The organism is Streptomyces sp. BK208 (genome assembly GCF_004364245.1).
Classification (GTDB): Bacteria; Actinomycetota; Actinomycetes; order Streptomycetales; family Streptomycetaceae; genus Streptomyces.
The window spans coordinates 1-16,940 of sequence record NZ_SOAV01000002.1 but is presented as its reverse complement, the minus strand read 5'-3'; the positions used below and the strand labels follow the sequence as shown (position 1 = coordinate 16,940).

Annotated in this window: 14 protein-coding genes and 1 rRNA gene; 7 read left to right on the top strand and 8 right to left on the bottom strand. The window is 72.9% G+C overall.

Translation table 11 applies throughout. From position 1 onward, the window contains the following. Positions 1-78: 78 nt before the first annotated feature. The gene (locus EV562_RS04680; RefSeq protein WP_133885396.1) at positions 79-645 is read left to right on the top strand and encodes a GNAT family N-acetyltransferase; all 567 of its coding nucleotides are present in this window, start codon (positions 79-81) and stop codon (positions 643-645) included. Positions 646-887: 242 nt separating this feature from the next. Further along, a complete protein-coding gene (locus EV562_RS04675) occupies positions 888-2,063 on the top strand; it encodes a crosslink repair DNA glycosylase YcaQ family protein (protein ID WP_133886011.1) in 1,176 nt (391 codons plus the stop codon). Positions 2,064-2,102: 39 nt separating this feature from the next. On the opposite strand, the gene EV562_RS04670 is transcribed toward EV562_RS04675, so the two are convergent. The 7 genes from EV562_RS04670 to mtnA all read right to left on the bottom strand — a co-directional run bounded on the left by EV562_RS04670 (position 2,103) and on the right by mtnA (position 10,893). Continuing rightward, positions 2,103-2,867 (bottom strand): response regulator transcription factor, encoded by a 765-nt coding sequence (locus tag EV562_RS04670; protein WP_133885395.1) that lies wholly within the window; start codon positions 2,865-2,867, stop codon positions 2,103-2,105. Between the two features lie 230 nt (positions 2,868-3,097). Then, on the bottom strand, positions 3,098-3,790 hold the full coding sequence (raiA, locus tag EV562_RS04665; protein WP_133885394.1) for a ribosome-associated translation inhibitor RaiA: 693 nt from the start codon (positions 3,788-3,790) through the stop codon (positions 3,098-3,100). Positions 3,791-4,103: 313 nt separating this feature from the next. Next, positions 4,104-5,030, bottom strand: a complete 927-nt coding sequence (locus EV562_RS04655) for a ComF family protein (RefSeq protein ID WP_133885392.1) — start codon at positions 5,028-5,030, stop codon at positions 4,104-4,106. Between the two features lie 115 nt (positions 5,031-5,145). Continuing rightward, complete coding sequence (locus EV562_RS04650) at positions 5,146-6,993, bottom strand: LpqB family beta-propeller domain-containing protein (RefSeq protein ID WP_133885391.1); 1,848 nt, start codon at positions 6,991-6,993, stop codon at positions 5,146-5,148. Further along, the gene (gene mtrB, locus EV562_RS04645; RefSeq protein WP_133885390.1) at positions 6,983-9,055 is read right to left on the bottom strand and encodes a two-component system sensor histidine kinase MtrB; all 2,073 of its coding nucleotides are present in this window, start codon (positions 9,053-9,055) and stop codon (positions 6,983-6,985) included. The genes EV562_RS04650 and mtrB overlap by 11 nt, the downstream gene beginning before the upstream one ends. 1 nt (position 9,056) lies before the next feature. Continuing rightward, positions 9,057-9,746, bottom strand: a complete 690-nt coding sequence (gene mtrA, locus EV562_RS04640; RefSeq protein ID WP_003975799.1) for a two-component system response regulator MtrA — start codon at positions 9,744-9,746, stop codon at positions 9,057-9,059. A gap of 4 nt (positions 9,747-9,750) precedes the next feature. After that, positions 9,751-10,893 carry an S-methyl-5-thioribose-1-phosphate isomerase gene (gene mtnA, locus EV562_RS04635; RefSeq protein WP_133885389.1) on the bottom strand — a complete coding sequence of 381 codons (1,143 nt, stop codon included), beginning with the start codon at positions 10,891-10,893 and terminating at the stop codon, positions 9,751-9,753. Positions 10,894-11,033: 140 nt separating this feature from the next. Between mtnA and EV562_RS04630 the strand changes: the two genes are divergently transcribed. The 5 genes from EV562_RS04630 to EV562_RS04610 are packed head-to-tail and all read left to right on the top strand — an operon-like array spanning position 11,034 to position 16,713. Then, positions 11,034-12,407 carry a glycerophosphoryl diester phosphodiesterase membrane domain-containing protein gene (locus EV562_RS04630; RefSeq protein WP_133885388.1) on the top strand — a complete coding sequence of 458 codons (1,374 nt, stop codon included), beginning with the start codon at positions 11,034-11,036 and terminating at the stop codon, positions 12,405-12,407. A 22-nt stretch (positions 12,408-12,429) separates the two neighbouring features. Continuing rightward, a complete protein-coding gene (locus tag EV562_RS04625) occupies positions 12,430-13,200 on the top strand; it encodes a DUF4129 domain-containing protein (protein WP_166661588.1) in 771 nt (256 codons plus the stop codon). Continuing rightward, a complete protein-coding gene (locus EV562_RS04620; RefSeq protein WP_166661587.1) occupies positions 13,197-14,414 on the top strand; it encodes a DUF4350 domain-containing protein in 1,218 nt (405 codons plus the stop codon). The genes EV562_RS04625 and EV562_RS04620 overlap by 4 nt, the downstream gene beginning before the upstream one ends. Continuing rightward, positions 14,414-15,403, top strand: a complete 990-nt coding sequence (locus EV562_RS04615; protein ID WP_133886008.1) for a MoxR family ATPase — start codon at positions 14,414-14,416, stop codon at positions 15,401-15,403. Before EV562_RS04620 ends, EV562_RS04615 begins: the two co-directional genes overlap by 1 nt. Next, on the top strand, positions 15,403-16,713 hold the full coding sequence (locus EV562_RS04610) for a DUF58 domain-containing protein (RefSeq protein ID WP_133885387.1): 1,311 nt from the start codon (positions 15,403-15,405) through the stop codon (positions 16,711-16,713). Before EV562_RS04615 ends, EV562_RS04610 begins: the two co-directional genes overlap by 1 nt. A 132-nt stretch (positions 16,714-16,845) precedes the next feature. Here the strand turns inward: EV562_RS04610 and rrf are convergent. Continuing rightward, positions 16,846-16,940: ribosomal RNA gene (gene rrf / locus EV562_RS04605) — 5S ribosomal RNA — on the bottom strand; the annotation flags it as partial.

Genomic DNA, 16,940 nt, shown 5'->3' with positions numbered 1-16,940 from the left:
AATCGCACGAGAGGTGACCGGATGTTCACGCACGGCAAAACATTGGCGCCGCCCCGAGGCGCCGCGCAGAATCGGCCGATGGAACCCGTCACGCTCACCACCGACCGCCTGGTCCTGCGCACGGTCGGCCCGCAGGACACCGACGCCGTGTACGCCGCCTGTCAGGACCCCGACGTCCAGCGGTGGACGACGATCCCCTCGCCCTACCTCCCGGAGCACGCGCGGGGCTTCACGGAGCAGATAGCCCCCGGCGGCTGGGCGAACGACTCGATGTACACCTTCGGCCTCTTCCTCCCCGCCGGGGACCTGGCGGGCATGCTCGGCGTCACGATGATCGCCCTGGGCGTGGGCGAGATCGGGTTCTGGGCCACCAAGGAGCACCGGGGCCGGGGCCACGTCACCGAGGCCGCGGTCGCCGTCGCCCGCTGGGCCTTCACCGAGCGGGCCGTCGACCGCCTGGAGTGGCGCGCCGAGGTCGGCAACACGGCCTCCCGCGCGGTGGCCCAGCGCGCGGGCTTCACCATGGAGGGCACGTTGCGCTCGGCGATCAACAACAGGGGCGTACGCCGCGACAGCTGGATCGGCTCCCTCCTCCCCTCGGACCTCTCCCTCCCCTCCACGTCCCCGTACCTCCCGGCGCCCTAGCTGCGGGCAGCCGTACCCACACCCCTCCCCGCCCAGCTGCGGGCAGTCGTGCCGCTGGGGCGGCACGGGTGGGCGCAGCGGCACCCGGCCGACGCCGGCCCACACCCCCACCCCAACCGCACCACCGACCAACCCGCACCCGCCCTCACACCCGCACCCGCACCCGCACCCGATTTCACCGCACCGCTTCCCCCGCCGGCCCGGCCCCCCACTGTCAGACCCACCCCCTATGGTGCGGACGTATGACGACCCTCCCGCCCCCCGCCACGGAACTGTCCGCAGACGAGGCCCGCCGCCTCGCCCTCCGCGCACAGGGCTTCCTCGGCGCCCCCGACCGCCGCGCAGGCGTCCGCGGCGTCCTCCGTCACCTGGGCGCGGTGCAGCTCGACACCATCTCGGTCCTGGCCCGCTCCCACGAGCTCATCCCGTACGCCCGCCTGGGCGCGGTCGGCCGCCGGACCGTCGACGCGGCCTACTGGACGGACACGCACGCCTTCGAGTACTGGTCCCACGCCGCCTGCATCCTCCCCATCGAGGAGTGGCCCCACTTCGCCTTCCGCCGCCGCGCGTACCGCGACCGCCCGCACTGGAACCAGCACCTCCCCGAAGGCGACTACGACCGCGTCATCAAGCAGCTCCGCGCCGAGGGCCCGCTCACCGCGACGGACCTGGGCGGCGCGAAGAAGACCAGCGAGTGGTGGGACTGGTCGGGCACGAAGGTCGCCGTCGAGCGCGCCCTCATGTACGGCGAGGTGGTGTGCGTCGAACGCCGTGGCTGGAAGCGGGTGTACGACCTGGCCGAGCGTGCCGTCCCGGCCGCACTGCTCCACGACGACCTGGACGACACCGAGTGCCTGCGCCGCCTCGTCCGCCTGGCCGGGCAGTCCCTGGGCGTCGGCACGCGCGCGGACATCGCGGACTACCACCGGCTCAAGGCGGAGCAGGTCGACGCCGTGATCGCCGACTCGGGCCTGGTACCGGTCACGGTGCAGGGCTGGGGCCGTCCGGCCTGGGCGGACCCGGCGGCGCTGGAGACGGTGCCGCGCGGCCGTCACCGCACGACGCTGCTCTCCCCTTTCGACTCCCTCATTTGGGAGCGGGCGCGCACGGAGCGGCTCTTCGGCTTCATCCACCGCCTGGAGGCCTACGTACCCAAGCAGAAGCGGGTGCACGGCTACTTCGCGATGCCGGTCCTGGCCGGCGGCCGGCTCGTCGGCCGCGTGGACCCGGCCCGCGAGGGGCGCACGCTGGTCGCCAAACAGGTCACGCTGGACGGCCGGAAGGCGGCCCCTGCGGTGGCGCAGGCCCTGGTCGAGGCGGCGAGCTGGGTGGACTGCACGGACGTACGCGTGGAGCGGGTCGAGACGCCGGATCTGCGCGAGCCCCTCGTCCGGGAGGTGGCCCGGCTGCTCGCCTGACCGCCTCACCGGAAATCACGGGGTCACGGGGTCACAGGGTCACCGGATCTCGAGAATCTTCTCCCGCATCGCGTACACCACGGCCTCCATCCTGGAGTGCAGCTGGAGTTTCTCCAGGATGTTGCGCACGTGGTTCTTCACGGTGTTCTCGGAAATGAACAGTTCCTTCGCGATGTCCCGGTTGTTCATTCCCGTGGCCACGAGCTTGAGGACCTCCAGCTCGCGATCCGTGAGCCGGGGCGCGGGCACCAGTCGGCGTTCGTCGGTCCGCTGGATCATCGACTTGAACTCGGTGAGCAGTTTCGACGCCATGGACGGACTGATCTGGGACTGCCCGTCGGCCACCGCGCGAATGGCGGTGGCCACCTCGTCCGTGGAGATCTCCTTGAGGAGATAACCGGTAGCGCCCGCCTTGATCGCGTCGTAGAGGTCGGCCTCCTCGTCGCTGATCGTCAGCATGATGATCTTCGCGCTGGGGGCCACCTCCTTGATGGAGGTGCAGGCCTCGATACCGCCCCGCTTGGGCATCCGCACATCCATCAGGATGATGTCCGGCAGCAGATCGGCGGCCTTCTCCACGGCCTCGGCGCCGTCACCGGCCTCTCCGACGACCTGGATGTCCTCCTCGGCCGCGAGCACGATCTCCAGACCGCGACGGAAGAGGGCGTGGTCGTCGACGACCAGCACCCTGATCGGCTCCTCGCGCGCGGAGCCGGCGTCGGCGTCCGGGCCCATGCCGACGGCCCCGTCGTCGATCCCGTGGTCGACGCCCGAGCCCCGCATCGGTCCGAAACTGTCCGCCATCGTTCCTCCCCCTGAAGGCTGTGGCCCGAGGTCCTGAGCCATCGCCAACCCAGAGCAACGACCCACCGGTTGGGCCGTTGCCGCCATGATTCCATGCCAGGCCGACAGCGGGGTGACCGAACGGGCACCGACGGGGTCGCACACCCGCGCGCACCGTGGCACACCGGTGCCCCTGGGGGCGCACACATGCGCTCCAGGGGCACCGGTCCGCTGTCTCCGGCGGTGCGGCGTCAGCCGCCGAGCGCGTCACCCGCGTCGGGCGCGTGGGCCTGGGTGACCATCGTGTCCGTGGTGAGGTGGATCACGCCGTAGTCGTAGGCGTGCCGCCGGTAGACGACGCTGGGCTCCTTCGTCTCGGAGTCGACGAACAGGTAGAAGTCGTGCCCGACCAGCTCCATCTCGTAGAGCGCCTGGTCGAGGGACATGGGTGCGGCCACGTGGGTCTTCTCCCGGACGACGAGCGGACCGTCGCCCTGGACCTCCAGCGAGCCGATCTTCTTGGTGGGTACGCCGTCCTGCTTCTCCGTCGGGACGACGTCGCCGTTCCCGTTGAGCGTCGCCGCGTCGGGGACGTGGTCGGCGACCTCGGCCGCCGGGATCCGGCGCGCGCCACGGCGCGAGAAGCGCTTGTCGTGCTGCTTGCGCAGCCGTGCGCCGAGCTTCTCCGCCGCCAGGTCGAGCGCCGCGTAGGGGTCGCTCGCCGCCGCCTCTGCCCGAATCACCGGACCGCGGGAGCGGAGGGTGATCTCCACTCGGTCACAGCGGTCGGCCTGCCGGGGGTTCGGCTCCTTGGACACCTCGACGTCGAGGCTGATCACCTTGCCATCGAGCTTCTGGATCTTCTCCAGCTTCAGCTTCTCGGCCACGTGCTTCCGGAACCGCTCGGGCACCTCGGTCTTGCGGCCCTTGACGACGATGTCCACGCAGAACTCCGTTCCCGGATCGCTCCGCTTCCACGGCGGAGCATCTCCCTTTTGCACCAGGCTCCGGTCTCTCCCGGAACCTCGGACTCGGTGACGTCCACCTCCTCCCCCGCGGGCGAGATCTCCACTCCACCGGTGCGGGTGATGACGCTGAAACCCGCAGCACGGCATTCGGATTTGAGAGGTGTGGCCTGCGGCTTTGCCTCACAACCGAACATATCTCGCCCGGACGGATGTCGTCACCCTCTACCGCCCCGTACCTCCGTTCCGGTGAATTACTCCCGTCATTACCTGCAACGACGAAACTTCTCAGTCAGTTCCGGTTTATTTCGAAGGAATTAGGTGAAGCCGCAACCACTGCCGCGCAGATCGCTTCCCGGATCACGTCACCGCCTCCGTACCGGCCCGCCGTTCGGGGCCTGGTCTTCCGTTCCTCTCTGCCTTCCCCTGCCGCCGCCGGATACACAGCCGATCTCGCCCTCCCGTACGTTCCCGGCCCCGCCCGCGACTCAGCGGTGGCGGCCTTCGCCGCGCGCACCGCACGCGCGGCCTCGGACAGGGACGCCCCCGTCGTCATCAGGTCGTCGACCAGGACGACCGCCCCGCCGTCCAGCAGCCCGACACCGCCTGGGGCCACCGCCAGCGCGCCGGCGAGGTTGTCCACCCGCTGCCTGGCATCGAGCCCCGACTGGTCCGCCACGGCGTACCGCTGCCGCAGCACGGTCAGCACCCGGGCGGACGTCCCGGTGCGCCGCAACTCCGCCGCCGCGGCGAGGGCGATCCGCCGCGCCGGGTCGTGGCCACGCCTCCGCACCGCCCCGCGCGCCGACGGCACGGGCACGAGCAGCACCGGCCCCCGCGCCGGTACGGCTCTTCCGTCACCGGCCTCCGCATCACCGGCGCCCGCGTCACGGACCGCCGCGTGTATCTGGCGAAGGCCCACCCGCACCGCTCCCGCCAGTGCCGCGCCGAGCGGCGCCGCGAGGGCCAGCACCCCGCGCTCCTTGTGGGCCAGGAGCGCGGCCCGCACCTCGTCCGCGTAGGGCGCGGACGCGTGCACCGCGGGCAGGCCGGGCGGCGCCGGGTCCGGACGCACCCGGCGCGGCGGCACCCCGCTCAGGGCCGCACGGCACCGGGGGCACAGCACCGCACGCTCCCGGCCGCAGCCCCCGCACTCGGCCGGCAGCACCAGGTCCGTGAGGTCCGTCCACCATCTCCGCACCGCTCGTGATCCCCGCATGGCCACCACTGTGCCCAAGCGGACGAAACCCCACCAGGCCTGTGGAAAACGCGGAGGACACCGCCGGTCGTCCTGTGGAAAACGTCGTCACCCGCGACGGCCGGCCGCCCCCGCCTCACCCCGGGTAGACCGGCGCGGTCCCTTCCGTCACCTTCTGCCACTGGAGCCCGGACGGCAGCCGCACGATCAGGTCCTCCGAGTACGCCACCAGCGGCAACCGCTCGTCCTCGGTCGCGGCGATCTCCTTGACCCCGGTCAGCGCCGCGGGCACCGAGGCCTCCGGCGTCGAGCCGTCGACCTGGACGTACCCGATCTGCTGGACGCCCCCGCGCTCGCGCCCGACCACCACGAGGCGGGCGTCACCGGCCCACGACATGGCCGTGACCTCCTCCAGCTCGGGGGTGGCGGAGCGCAGTTCGAGGACGGTGACCGCGGCCGGTCCACCGGCCCGCTCGTCCCGTTCGATCCGCCCGATGAGCAGCGACCGCTTGCCGTCCTTCTCCACGACCAGCGCGATCCGCACCCCGTCGGCGGCCACCCGCACGGCCTGCACGCGCCCGTCGAGGCCCGGTGTCCGGACCTCCACCGGGTCGCCCGCGCCCTTCTCCAGCAGCAGCAACCGGGGGGCCGCCGGGTCGCGGTCGGCGATCCAGAGGTCGCCCTGGGTGTCCCAGCTGGGCGGGGTCAGCCGATCGGTCTCCGCCTTGCCTGCGCTGGTCAGCACGGGGTCGCCGAGGGAACCGCCCGACACCATCGAACCGACGTAGAGCGACTTGCTGTCGAGGCCGATCCCGGCCGCGCTGTGCTCGTCGCGCGACACGGCGACCGACCGCATGGGCCGCTGTCCCTCGCCCAGGGGGCCGGGCACCGGTTCGGCCCGGGTCCCGTTGCTGCCGGCGGCGATGTGCACCAGGCGGTCCTGCTCGTCGACGAAGTACAGGTAGTCGGGCCGCTGCGCCGAGCCGCGCGTCGCGACGGTCTCGGCCCGGTCCTCGGAGAGCGAGCACAGTTTCTCGTCGCCCGAGCGCAGCTCGACCTCCTCCACCGCGGGGGTGAGGTTCTGCAGCGTGAACAGGAGCTGCGCGGCCATCTCGTCGCACTTGCCGTCACCCGCCGCGGCTGCCTTGTCGTTCAGCGGCACGGTCAGCCTGCTGCGGTCGTCGGGCGTCAGCGGACCGACGTTCTTCGCCAGCGCTGTGCCGGTCGGGAAGCTGGACCTGACGACGGGGTCCAGCAGGCTCGTGGGCCCGTCGAGCAGGGAACGCACCACGTGGGTGAGCGGATCCACGCGCCGGCGGACGTAGACGGGATCGGCGACGGCGGCCGGTTCCCGGACCGGGCCGGTGCCGGCGTCCGCCCGCGTCGCGGTGTTCGAGGCGAAGTAGTAGCGGTTGACCGACATGTAGTTGCGCTGGAAGTCCGACTTGCCCATGACGACGCCCTGCGGCAGCACGTCGATGCGCCACTGCTTGGTCTTGCCGTCCCGGGTGAGGTGCACTGACTCGCGGTACGCGCCCTCGGCCGGCGCGTACGACTGCTGCGCGTCCACCGTGGCGACCCTGGTGCCGGTCAGGTTGACCGAGTAGTCGTTGGCGTCCTCGCGGTTGCCGGAGTGGTCCGACATCGTCCCGGGCCCGTCCGCGAGGACCGTCGCCGACCGGTCCGGCCGCCAGTTCTTCGCGGCATCGCCGGTCAGGTACTTCCGGGCCGTCTCGTAGTGCGGATCATCGCTGGTCAGCGCCTCCAGGAAACCCTGCACGATGTCGGCGGGCGGGTCGTCCTCCTGCGGCGGCATCGCGAACACCCGCACCTGCGGGTCCTGCCTCGGCGTGGACTCCACCCCCCGCAGGTCCCCGCTGTCGGGCATGGACGCACAGCCCGCCAGCAGTACGAAGCCGCAGGCGGTGTACGCCCACACACGTGCCGGCCGCCGCCGACCGCTCCCCTCGCGGTCAGCGCCCACGAGATGCCTCCCCTTGCCTGCTCGAGTCCTCGGGACCGGCCTCCGTGCGGCTCCGGTCCCCCGGCGCCGGCTCGCCGTCCTGTCTCCGGGCGCCCGACGCGGGCCTGGGCACCACGCGCGCGCCGTTGCCGGGCAGGGCCGTCGGGTCGGCCGTGGGGGCCACCGTGGCCTGCCGCGGCGTTATCGGCCCCCGCGCGGACACCGGAGAGCCCTGTCCGGCCGCCGCCTGCGCCGGGACGCCGACCGCCTTCTGCGCGCCGTGCGGCGACGCGGAGTCGCCCAGACCCGCGTCCTGGAGCCCTCGATTGCGGCGCGAGTCCTTCGGCTCCAGCGGTATCGGCGACCCCCGCAGCGGCTCGTCCGCGGTCCTGGGCAGCGTCAGGCGGAACTGCGAGCCGCCGCCGGGCTCGCCCCAGGCCTGCAGCCAGCCGCCGTGCAGCCGCGCGTCCTCCAGGGCGATCGACAGGCCGAGCCCCGTACCGCCGGTGGTACGCGCGCGTGCCGGGTCGGCCCGCCAGAAGCGGCTGAAGACCCGGGTGGCCTCGCCCGGCTTGAGCCCGACGCCGTAGTCGCGCACCGCGACGGCGACCGCGCCCCCGGCGGCGGCGAGCTTGACGACCACGTCCCGGCCCTCGCCGTGCTCGACGGCGTTGACGACGAGGTTGCGCAGCACGCGCTCGACACGCCGGGCGTCGGCCTCGGCGACGACGGGCTGCTGGTCGCCCAGGACGCGTACCCGCGTCCCCTTGCGCTCGGCGAGCGGCTCCGCGCCGCTGACGACACGCCGGACGACGTCCCGGAGGTCTATCGGCTCGGCCTCCAGGGCCGCGGCGCCGGCGTCGAAGCGGCTGATCTCCAGCAGGTCGGCGAGCAGCGTCTCGAACCGGTCCAGCTGGTCGGCGAGCAGCTCGGCCGACCGCGCGGTCACCGGATCGAAGTCCACGCGCGCGTCGTGGATGACGTCGGCCGCCATCCGTACGGTGGTCAGCGGCGTCCGCAACTCGTGCGACACGTCCGAGACGAACCGCCGCTGCATCCGTGACAGGTCCTCCAGCTGACTGATCTTGAGCTGGAGGTTCTGGGCCATCTTGTTGAAGGCCTCACCGAGCCGGGCGATGTCGTCCTCACCGGTGACCTTCATCCGTTCCTGCAGCCGGCCCGCGGACAGCCGCTCGGCGATGCTCGCCGCCATCCGTACGGGCGTGACGACCTGGCGCACCACGAGCCAGGCGATGGCCCCGAGCAGCACGACGACGAAGAGCCCGGCCGTCGCCAGGGTGCCCCTGACCAGGCTGAGCGACTTCTCCTCCTGGGTGAGCGGGAAGAGGTAGTACAGCTGGTACGGCTCGCCGTTCGGGTCGTTGACCTGCTTGCCGATGACCAGTCCGGGCTGGGACGCCTGGCCGGAGTTGTAGACGATGCGGGTGTAGCTCTGGGCGGCGGAGGTGTCGCCGTCGATCCGCTCCCGCAGGTCCTCGGGGACGCTGACCGCCCAGTCGACCGAGCCGGAGGCGCGCGGCCCGCGTCCGCTGCCGCTCTCCCCGCCCATCGGGAGGGTGACCACGTCGAAGGCGCTCTGGCCGCCGCTGGAGAGCGACTTCACCAGTTCGCTCATCCACTGGATGACGTTCTGCGAGGGACGGCCGTCTGCGGGGGCCGTGTCGTCGCCGCCGGTGCTCGCCGCCTCCTCGGCCTTCTGCTTGGCCGCCGTGAAGCCGCCGGTGGCCTGGCTCTGGGAGGCCTTCACCTTGGCGTCCAGCAGGCCGTTGCGGACCTGCCCGATCACCACGAAGCCGAGCAGCAGCACCACGCCCAGCGACATCAGCAGGGTGGTGGCGACGACCTTGAGCTGGATGTTGCGCCGCCACAGCCGCATCACCGGCAGCAGGGGCCTGCGCACCCAGCGCATGAACAGCCGGAGCACCGGGCTGCCCTGCACCCCGCCGTGCAGCAGCCCGCTCTCCAGCACGGCGCTCAGGCGCGAACCGGCGCTCCGGTGGCCGACAGGCCGTCCGGCGCGGGCCTCGGACCCGGGCGCCGAAACGGCACTGTCCTTGGCCATGTCAGCTCGGTCCGGCCTTGTAACCGACGCCGCGGACGGTCACCACGATCTCCGGCTTCTCCGGGTCCTTCTCGACCTTGGAGCGCAGCCGCTGGACATGCACGTTGACCAGCCGGGTGTCGGCGGCGTGCCGGTAGCCCCAGACCTGCTCGAGGAGCACCTCGCGCGTGAACACCTGCCACGGCTTGCGGGCCAGCGCCACCAGCAGGTCGAACTCCAGCGGCGTCAGCGCGATCGACTGCCCGTCCCGCTTCACGGAGTGACCGGCCACGTCGATGACCAGGTCGCCTATGGCGAGCTGTTCCGGCGCCGGCTCCTCCGACCTCCGCAGGCGCGCCCGGATGCGGGCCACCAGCTCCTTCGGCTTGAACGGCTTCACGATGTAGTCGTCGGCGCCCGACTCGAGACCGACCACGACGTCGACGGTGTCACTCTTCGCCGTCAGCATCACGATCGGCACACCCGACTCCGCCCTGATCAGGCGGCACACCTCGATGCCGTCCCGGCCGGGCAGCATGAGGTCGAGCAGCACCAGGTCGGGCTTGGTCTCCCGGAAGGCGGCCAGCGCCTTGTCGCCGTCGGCTACGAAAGACGGCTCAAAACCCTCACCACGCAGCACAATGCCGAGCATCTCGGCCAGTGCGGTGTCGTCGTCGACGACAAGGACTCGTCCCTTCATAAACGACATCATCCCATTAGCTAATCGTTACCTGGCGTGACCTGGCACACAGCGCGGCCAGGGCCTCGGTCGTCACGGGCGAAACCACGCCGTCCTCGGTGACGATCGCCGTCACCAGCTCGGGCGGAGTCACGTCGAAGGCGGGGTTGTACGCCTGGGTCCCCAGGGGTGCCACCGGAATCCCGCCTCCCGCTCCCGCCACCGGCACCTGAGGCGCTGTGACCTCGGTCACCTCGTATCCGGGGCGCTGTTCCACTTCGATGGACGCCCCGTCCGGTGTCTCCATGTCCACCGTCGTGGCCGGCGCCACCACGATGAACGGCACGTGGTGGTACCGCGCGAGCACCGCGAGCGGATAGCTCCCCACCTTGTTCGCCACCGAACCGTCGGCCGCGATGCGGTCCGCACCGACCAGCACAGCGTCCACCTCACCCGCCGCGAACAGCGAACCCGCCGCGTTGTCGGTGAGCAAGGTGTACGCCATGTCGTTGCGGGCCGCCTCGTATGCCGTCAGGCGAGCACCTTGCAGCAAGGGACGCGTTTCGTCCACCCACAGGCGTCGCAGCCGCCCCGACCGGTGCGCCGCGAGGGCCACCGCGAACGCCGTCCCCTCACCGCCCGAGACCAGCGAACCGGTGTTGCAGTGCGTGAGGACGCGGTGCCCTCCGGCAGGCAGCAGCTCGTCGAGCAGCGCCAGCCCGTGCGCGGCCATCCGCTCGCTGGCCGCGGCGTCCTCCCGGTGCAGCGCCCGCGCCGCGGACAGCGCCGCCGCGGCGGCCTGCCGGGCGTCACCGGTCCTGGCGAGCGCCTCCTGGTGGGCGGCCTGCGCCCGGCGCACCCCCACGGCGAGGTTCACCGCGGTGGGACGGGCACCCGCCAGCGCCGCCGCGGCCTCCTCGACCTCGAAGCCCCGGACGGCGGCGAGCGCGACTCCGTAGGCGCCCGCGATGCCCAGCAGCGGCGCCCCGCGCACGGCGAGCGAACGGATCGCCTCGACGAGCGCGGCCGCGTCCGTGCAGACCAGCTCGACCTCCTCGGCGGGCAGCCTGGTCTGGTCCAGCAGCACCAGCACCGGACCCTCGGGGGGTTCCTCCCAGCGGAGCACCGGTATCCCGGTCGGCCGGTTGTCCTCGCCGCTTCGCGCGCTTCGATCAGCCATGCGGTCAGTCTGCCCCCTGTACGACGGACAATTGAAGGTGCGCAGCCCCTACCGCGCCCGGCCCGCACCCGACGCCCCCATGGCACGATGGCTGCCAACCTGCCGCCGCGACCGCGGACGGGCACCGTGAAGGAGCGACGATGAACGACACTCCGGGCTGGGCATCGCCCGGATCCGCCCCGTCCGACGGGCCGGAGCCCGGCGCGTCCGGCCCCGCCGAGCCCGCCGACCGCCCCGCCGGCCCCGGCCGGCCCGCGGCGCCCGCGGACCGGCCGGATGCGGAACCGACGAGCCCCGGCACGAAGTGGTCCAAGGAGCAGCCGCCCGCCGGCCGGTGGTCCGCACCCAGCGGCCCCGCCGACCAGGGCCAGGCCCCGCCTCCGCCCCAGCCCGGCCCGGGCTGGGGCACCCCGCCGCCCGGACCCCCCGGAGGCGGCCACGGAGCCTACGGCGGCCGGCACGGGGGCTACGGCGGCTACGGCGCCCCCGGGGGACAAGGCGGCTGGGGAGGCGGCTGGGGCGGACCCCCGCCCGCGGCCAAGCCCGGCGTGATCCCGCTCCGCCCGCTCGGCGTCGGCGAGATCCTCGACGGCGCCGTCTCCACCATGCGCACCTACTGGCGCACCGTCCTCGGCATCTCCCTGACCGTCGCCGTCTTCACCGAGATCGTCGTCGTGCTGCTCCGGGGCCTCGTCCTGGACGACACCAGCACCGACGTCCTCAACGACCCCGACGCCACCCTGAGCGAACTCGGCGACGCGCTGGCCGACACCACGATCAACTCGGGTGTCGTCTTCCTGATCTCCCTGATCGGCACCGTGCTGGCCACCGCGCTGCTCACGACCGTCACCAGCCGCGCCGTGCTCGGCAAGCCGGTGACCACCGATCAGGCCTGGCGGGACTCCCGCGCCCAGGTGCTGAAGCTGTTCGGCCTGATCCTCCTGCTGCTGCTCATCGTCGCCGGCCTCCTCACGGCCGGCATGGCACCCGGCCTGATCGTCACGGCCACCGCGGGCGGCGCGGCCGGCGTCGCCCTGGCCGCCCTGGGCTTCCTCGCGGGCTGCGTCGTCGCGGTGTGGCTCATGGTCCGCTTCTCGCTCGCCTCCCCCGCGCTGATGCTGGAGAAGCAGGGCATCAAGAAGGCGCTGGGCCGCTCGGTGAAGCTGGTGCGGGGCTCCTGGTGGCGCGTCTTCGGCATCCAACTGCTCGCCACGGTCATCGCCAACGTCGTCGCCTCGATCATCGTCATCCCCTTCACCTTCCTCGCCGCGGCCCTCGGCGGCGACGGCGTCGGCGGCTTCCTGGAGGGCACCGGCGACCTCGGCTGGACGTTCCTCGTCGTCAGCGGCATCGGCTCGGTGATCGGCTCCATGATCACCTTCCCGATCACGGCGGGCGTGACCGTGCTGCTCTACATCGACCAGCGCATCCGCCGCGAGGCCCTCGACCTCGAACTGGCCCGTGCCGCCGGCACCCGGGGCCCCGGCGCCTCCGGCGCCGTCCCGGGGAGCTGATGCGGTGAGTCCGACGGGGGGAATGCTCACAGAGGTGCTGTCCCGCGCCGCGCCGACGGTGTCCCGCGCCGGCGACACCTCCGTGCTGCCGGCGCTGTCACTGTCGCGTTCCGGCGACGAACCGCCGGTGACGATCCCACGCGACCCGGCGCGGGAGGCCGCACGGCGCGAGCTGTCCAAGGGGATGTACCACGAGAACGATCCCGGCTGGTTCCAGCGGGCTCTGAACGCCTTCTGGGACTGGGTCGAAGAGCTGTTCGGCAAGGCGTCCACCGCGACACCCGGCGGGACGCTCGGCCTGGTCGTCGTCATCGTGGCCGTGCTGGCCGTGCTGGGCGCCCTCTGGTGGCGTCTGGGCACCCCGCGCCGGGGCGCCGTCTCCGCCCCCGCCCTCTTCGACGACCGTCCCCGCAGCGCCGCCGACCACCGCGCCGCCGCCCAGGCCCACGCCGCCGAAGGACACTGGAACCAGGCCGTACAGGAACGCATGCGGGCCGTCGTCCGCGGCCTGGAGGAACGCGCCCTGCTCGACATCCGCCCGGGCCGCACCGCCGACGAGGCGGCCACCGAGGCGGGCCGCGCCCTGCCCGCCCACGGAGAACGACTGCGTACCGCCGCGCGGGACTTCGACGACGTGGCGTACGGCGGCCGGCCCGGCAGCGAAGCGTCGTACCGGCGTCTCACCGAACTCGACCACGACCTGGAACGCAGCAAGTCGCACCTGGCGAGCAGCACGACCGGCGGCCCCACGGGCGACGCGGACCGGGACACCCGCCGGGGAGCCGCCGAATGACCACCGAGGCCACGCTCCCCGCCACCGCGGCCTCGCCCACCGCCCGCCAGGTGTGGACCCGCGCGCGGGGCATCGCGCTCGCGCTCGCTCTGCTGCTCGTCGGGGCCGTCACGATCGCCGTCGTCCGCTCCGACGCCCGGCACGGCGAACTCGACCCGCGCTCCGCCGACCGCTACGGCAGCCGCGCCGTCGCCGAACTCCTCGCCGTCCGGGGGGTCTCCACGCGCGTGGTCACCACCCCGGAGGAAGCGCGGTCCGCGGCCGGGCCGGACACCACCCTGCTGATCGCCGCACCCGACCTGCTGACGGCGCGTGAACAGGCTCGACTCCACTCGGCGACGACCGGGTCCGGGGGACGCACCGTCCTCGTCGCTCCCGGTGGCGGCGCCGTCGAACGCCTCGCCCCCGGCGTCACCGCCGACCCCGCGCTCAGCTTCGACTCCACGCTGGCCCCCGCCTGCGACCTGCCCGCCGCCCGCCGCGCGGGCAACGCCGACACCGGCGGCATCCGTTACAGCACCCACCTCGAAGCCGACGCCTGCTACCCCAGCCGCCGCCTGGCCACCCTGCTGCGCGTCCCCGACGCCTCCGCGAAGGCGTCCCCGGGCCTCCCCCAGGGCGACACCGTCGTCCTCGGCGCCCGCGACATTCTGCTCAACGACCACCTCGACGAGCACGGCAACGCCTCGCTCGCCCTTCAACTCCTCGGCTCCCGCGACCACCTGGTCTGGTACCTCCCCTCCCTCTCCGACGTCCCGGGCCCGGACGAGGAACGCAGCTTCCTCGACCTGCTCCCCTCGGGCTGGCTCTGGGGCGCCCTGCAGCTCTTCATCGCCGCAGCGCTCGCCGCCCTGTGGCGGGCACGCCGACTGGGCCCGCTGGTGCCCGAAAAACTCCCCGTCGCGATCCGCGCCTCCGAAACCGTCGAAGGCCGCGCCCGCCTCTACCGCAAGGCGAACGCCCGCGACCGCGCCGCCAGCGCTCTTCGCTCCGCCACCCGCACCCGCCTCGCCCCCCTCGTGGGCATCCCCGTCACCCGGGCGCACACACCCGAGTCCCTGCTCCCCGCCCTGTCCGCGCACCCGCACGGCGCACCCGGCGACGGACAGACCCTGCACGCCCTCCTCTTCGGCCCGCCGCCCGGCGACGACGCGGCCCTGATCGCACTCGCCGACCAACTCGACGCCCTCGAAAGAGAGGTACGCCGTCCATGATGGACCCGACCACTGACAACGCCGGGCAGACCGCGGCCCCGGGCGACGCCCGCGCCGCCCTCGAAGCCCTGCGCGCCGAGATCGCCAAGGCCGTGGTCGGCCAGGACGCCGCCGTGACCGGTCTCGTCGTCGCGCTCCTGTGCCGCGGCCACGTCCTGCTCGAAGGTGTCCCCGGAGTCGCCAAGACGCTGCTCGTCCGCACGCTCGCCGCGGCCACCGAACTCGACACCAAACGCGTCCAGTTCACCCCCGACCTGATGCCGAGCGACGTCACCGGCTCCCTGGTCTACGACGCCCGCAGCACCGAGTTCTCCTTCCAGCCCGGCCCGGTCTTCACCAACCTGCTGCTCGCCGACGAGATCAACCGCACACCCCCGAAAACCCAGTCGTCCCTCCTCGAAGCGATGGAGGAACGCCAGGTCACCGTGGACGGCACGCCCCGCCCGCTGCCCGAACCGTTCCTCGTCGCGGCCACCCAGAACCCGGTCGAGTACGAGGGCACGTACCCCCTCCCGGAAGCCCAGCTGGACCGCTTCCTCCTCAAACTCACCGTCCCCCTGCCCACCCGCCAGGACGAGATCGACGTCCTCACCCGCCACGCCGCCGGGTTCAACCCGCGCGACCTGCACGCCGCCGGCGTACGCCCCGTCGCCACCGCCGCCGACCTGGAGGCCGCCCGCGCCGAGGCCGCCAAGACGACCGTCTCCCCCGAGATCACGGCCTACGTCGTCGACATCTGCCGCGCCACCCGCGAGTCGCCGTCCCTGACCCTCGGCGTCTCCCCGCGCGGAGCCACCGCGCTGCTGTCGACCTCCCGTGCCTGGGCCTGGCTCACGGGCCGCGACTACGTCACCCCCGACGACGTGAAGGCCCTGGCCCTGCCCACCCTGCGGCACCGCGTCCAGCTCCGCCCGGAGGCGGAGATGGAGGGCGTGACCACGGACTCGGTCATCAACGCGATCCTCGCCCACGTCCCCGTCCCCCGCTGATGGCACTCACCGGACGCGCCGCGCTCATCGCGGCCCTCGGCTCCGTCCCCGTCGGCATCTGGGCCCCCGGCTGGACGGGCATCCTCGCGGTCAACGTCCCGCTGGCCGCCGCCTGCGCCTGCGACTTCGCCCTGGCGGCCCCCGTACGGCGCCTCGGCCTGTCCCGCTCCGGCGACACTTCCGCCCGTCTGGGTGACACCGCTGACGTCACCTTGACGGTCACCAACCCGTCCGGCCGCCCGCTCCGGGCCCGTCTGCGCGACGCGTGGCCACCCAGCAGCTGGCAGTCCGGCACCGAGACGGCGGCCTCCCGCCACACCCTCACGGTGCCCGCGGGCGAACGCCGGCGCGTCACCACCCGCCTGCGCCCCACCCGCCGCGGCGACCGCCACGCGGACCGCGTCACGATCCGCTCGTACGGCCCCCTGGGCCTGTTCGCCCGCCAGGGCACCCACCGGGTTCCCTGGACGGTGCGCGTCCTGCCCCCGTTCACCAGCCGCAAGCACCTCCCCTCGAAGCTGTCCCGCCTGCGCGAACTCGACGGCCGCACCAGCGTCCTCACCCGCGGCGAGGGCACGGAGTTCGACAGCCTGCGCGAGTACGTCCCCGGCGACGACACGCGCTCCATCGACTGGCGGGCCACGGCACGCCAGTCCACCGTGGCGGTACGCACCTGGCGCCCTGAACGGGACCGGCACATCCTGCTCGTCCTCGACACCGGACGCACCTCGGCGGGTCGTGTGGGTGACGCCCCTCGCCTCGACGCCTCCATGGACGCCGCTCTGCTCCTCGCCGCCCTGGCCTCCCGCGCCGGCGACCGCGTCGACCTCCTCGCCTACGACCGCCGGGTGCGTTCCCTGCTCCAGGGCCGCACGGCGGGAGACGTCCTTCCGTCCCTGGTCGACACCATGGCGACCTTGGAACCGGAGCTGGTGGAGACCGACGCACGCGGCCTCACCGCCACCGCGCTCCGGGCCGCGCCCCGCCGGTCCCTGATCGTCCTGTTCACGACGCTCGACGCGGCACCGGTCGAGGAGGGACTGCTCCCCGTCCTGCCGCAGCTGACCCAGCGCCACACCGTCGTCGTGGCCTCGGTGGCAGACCCGCACGTGGCAAGAATGGCCGAAGCCCGGGGTCACACGGATGCCGTCTACGAAGCCGCGGCGGCCGCACAGGCCCGAACAGAACGTCGTCGCATCGCCGACCAACTCCGTCGGCACGGTGTGACGGTCGTCGACGCGATCCCGGACGACCTGCCGCCGGCGCTCGCCGACGCGTATCTCGAGCTCAAAACAACAGGCCGCCTGTAACGGTCCGAAAAAGCGGCGGGCGGGGCGTCTCGCCCCACCCCGCTCGCACAGTTCGCCTCTCCTGTGCGCGAATAGCCCATGAAACGCAGAGAACCCCGCACCGTTCCCGGTGCGGGGTTTTCTCCAATGATTGTTCGGCGGCGTCCTACTCTCCCACAGGGTCCCCCCTGCAGTACCATCGGCGCTGTAAGGCTTAGCTTCCGGGTTCGAAATGTAACCGGGCGTTT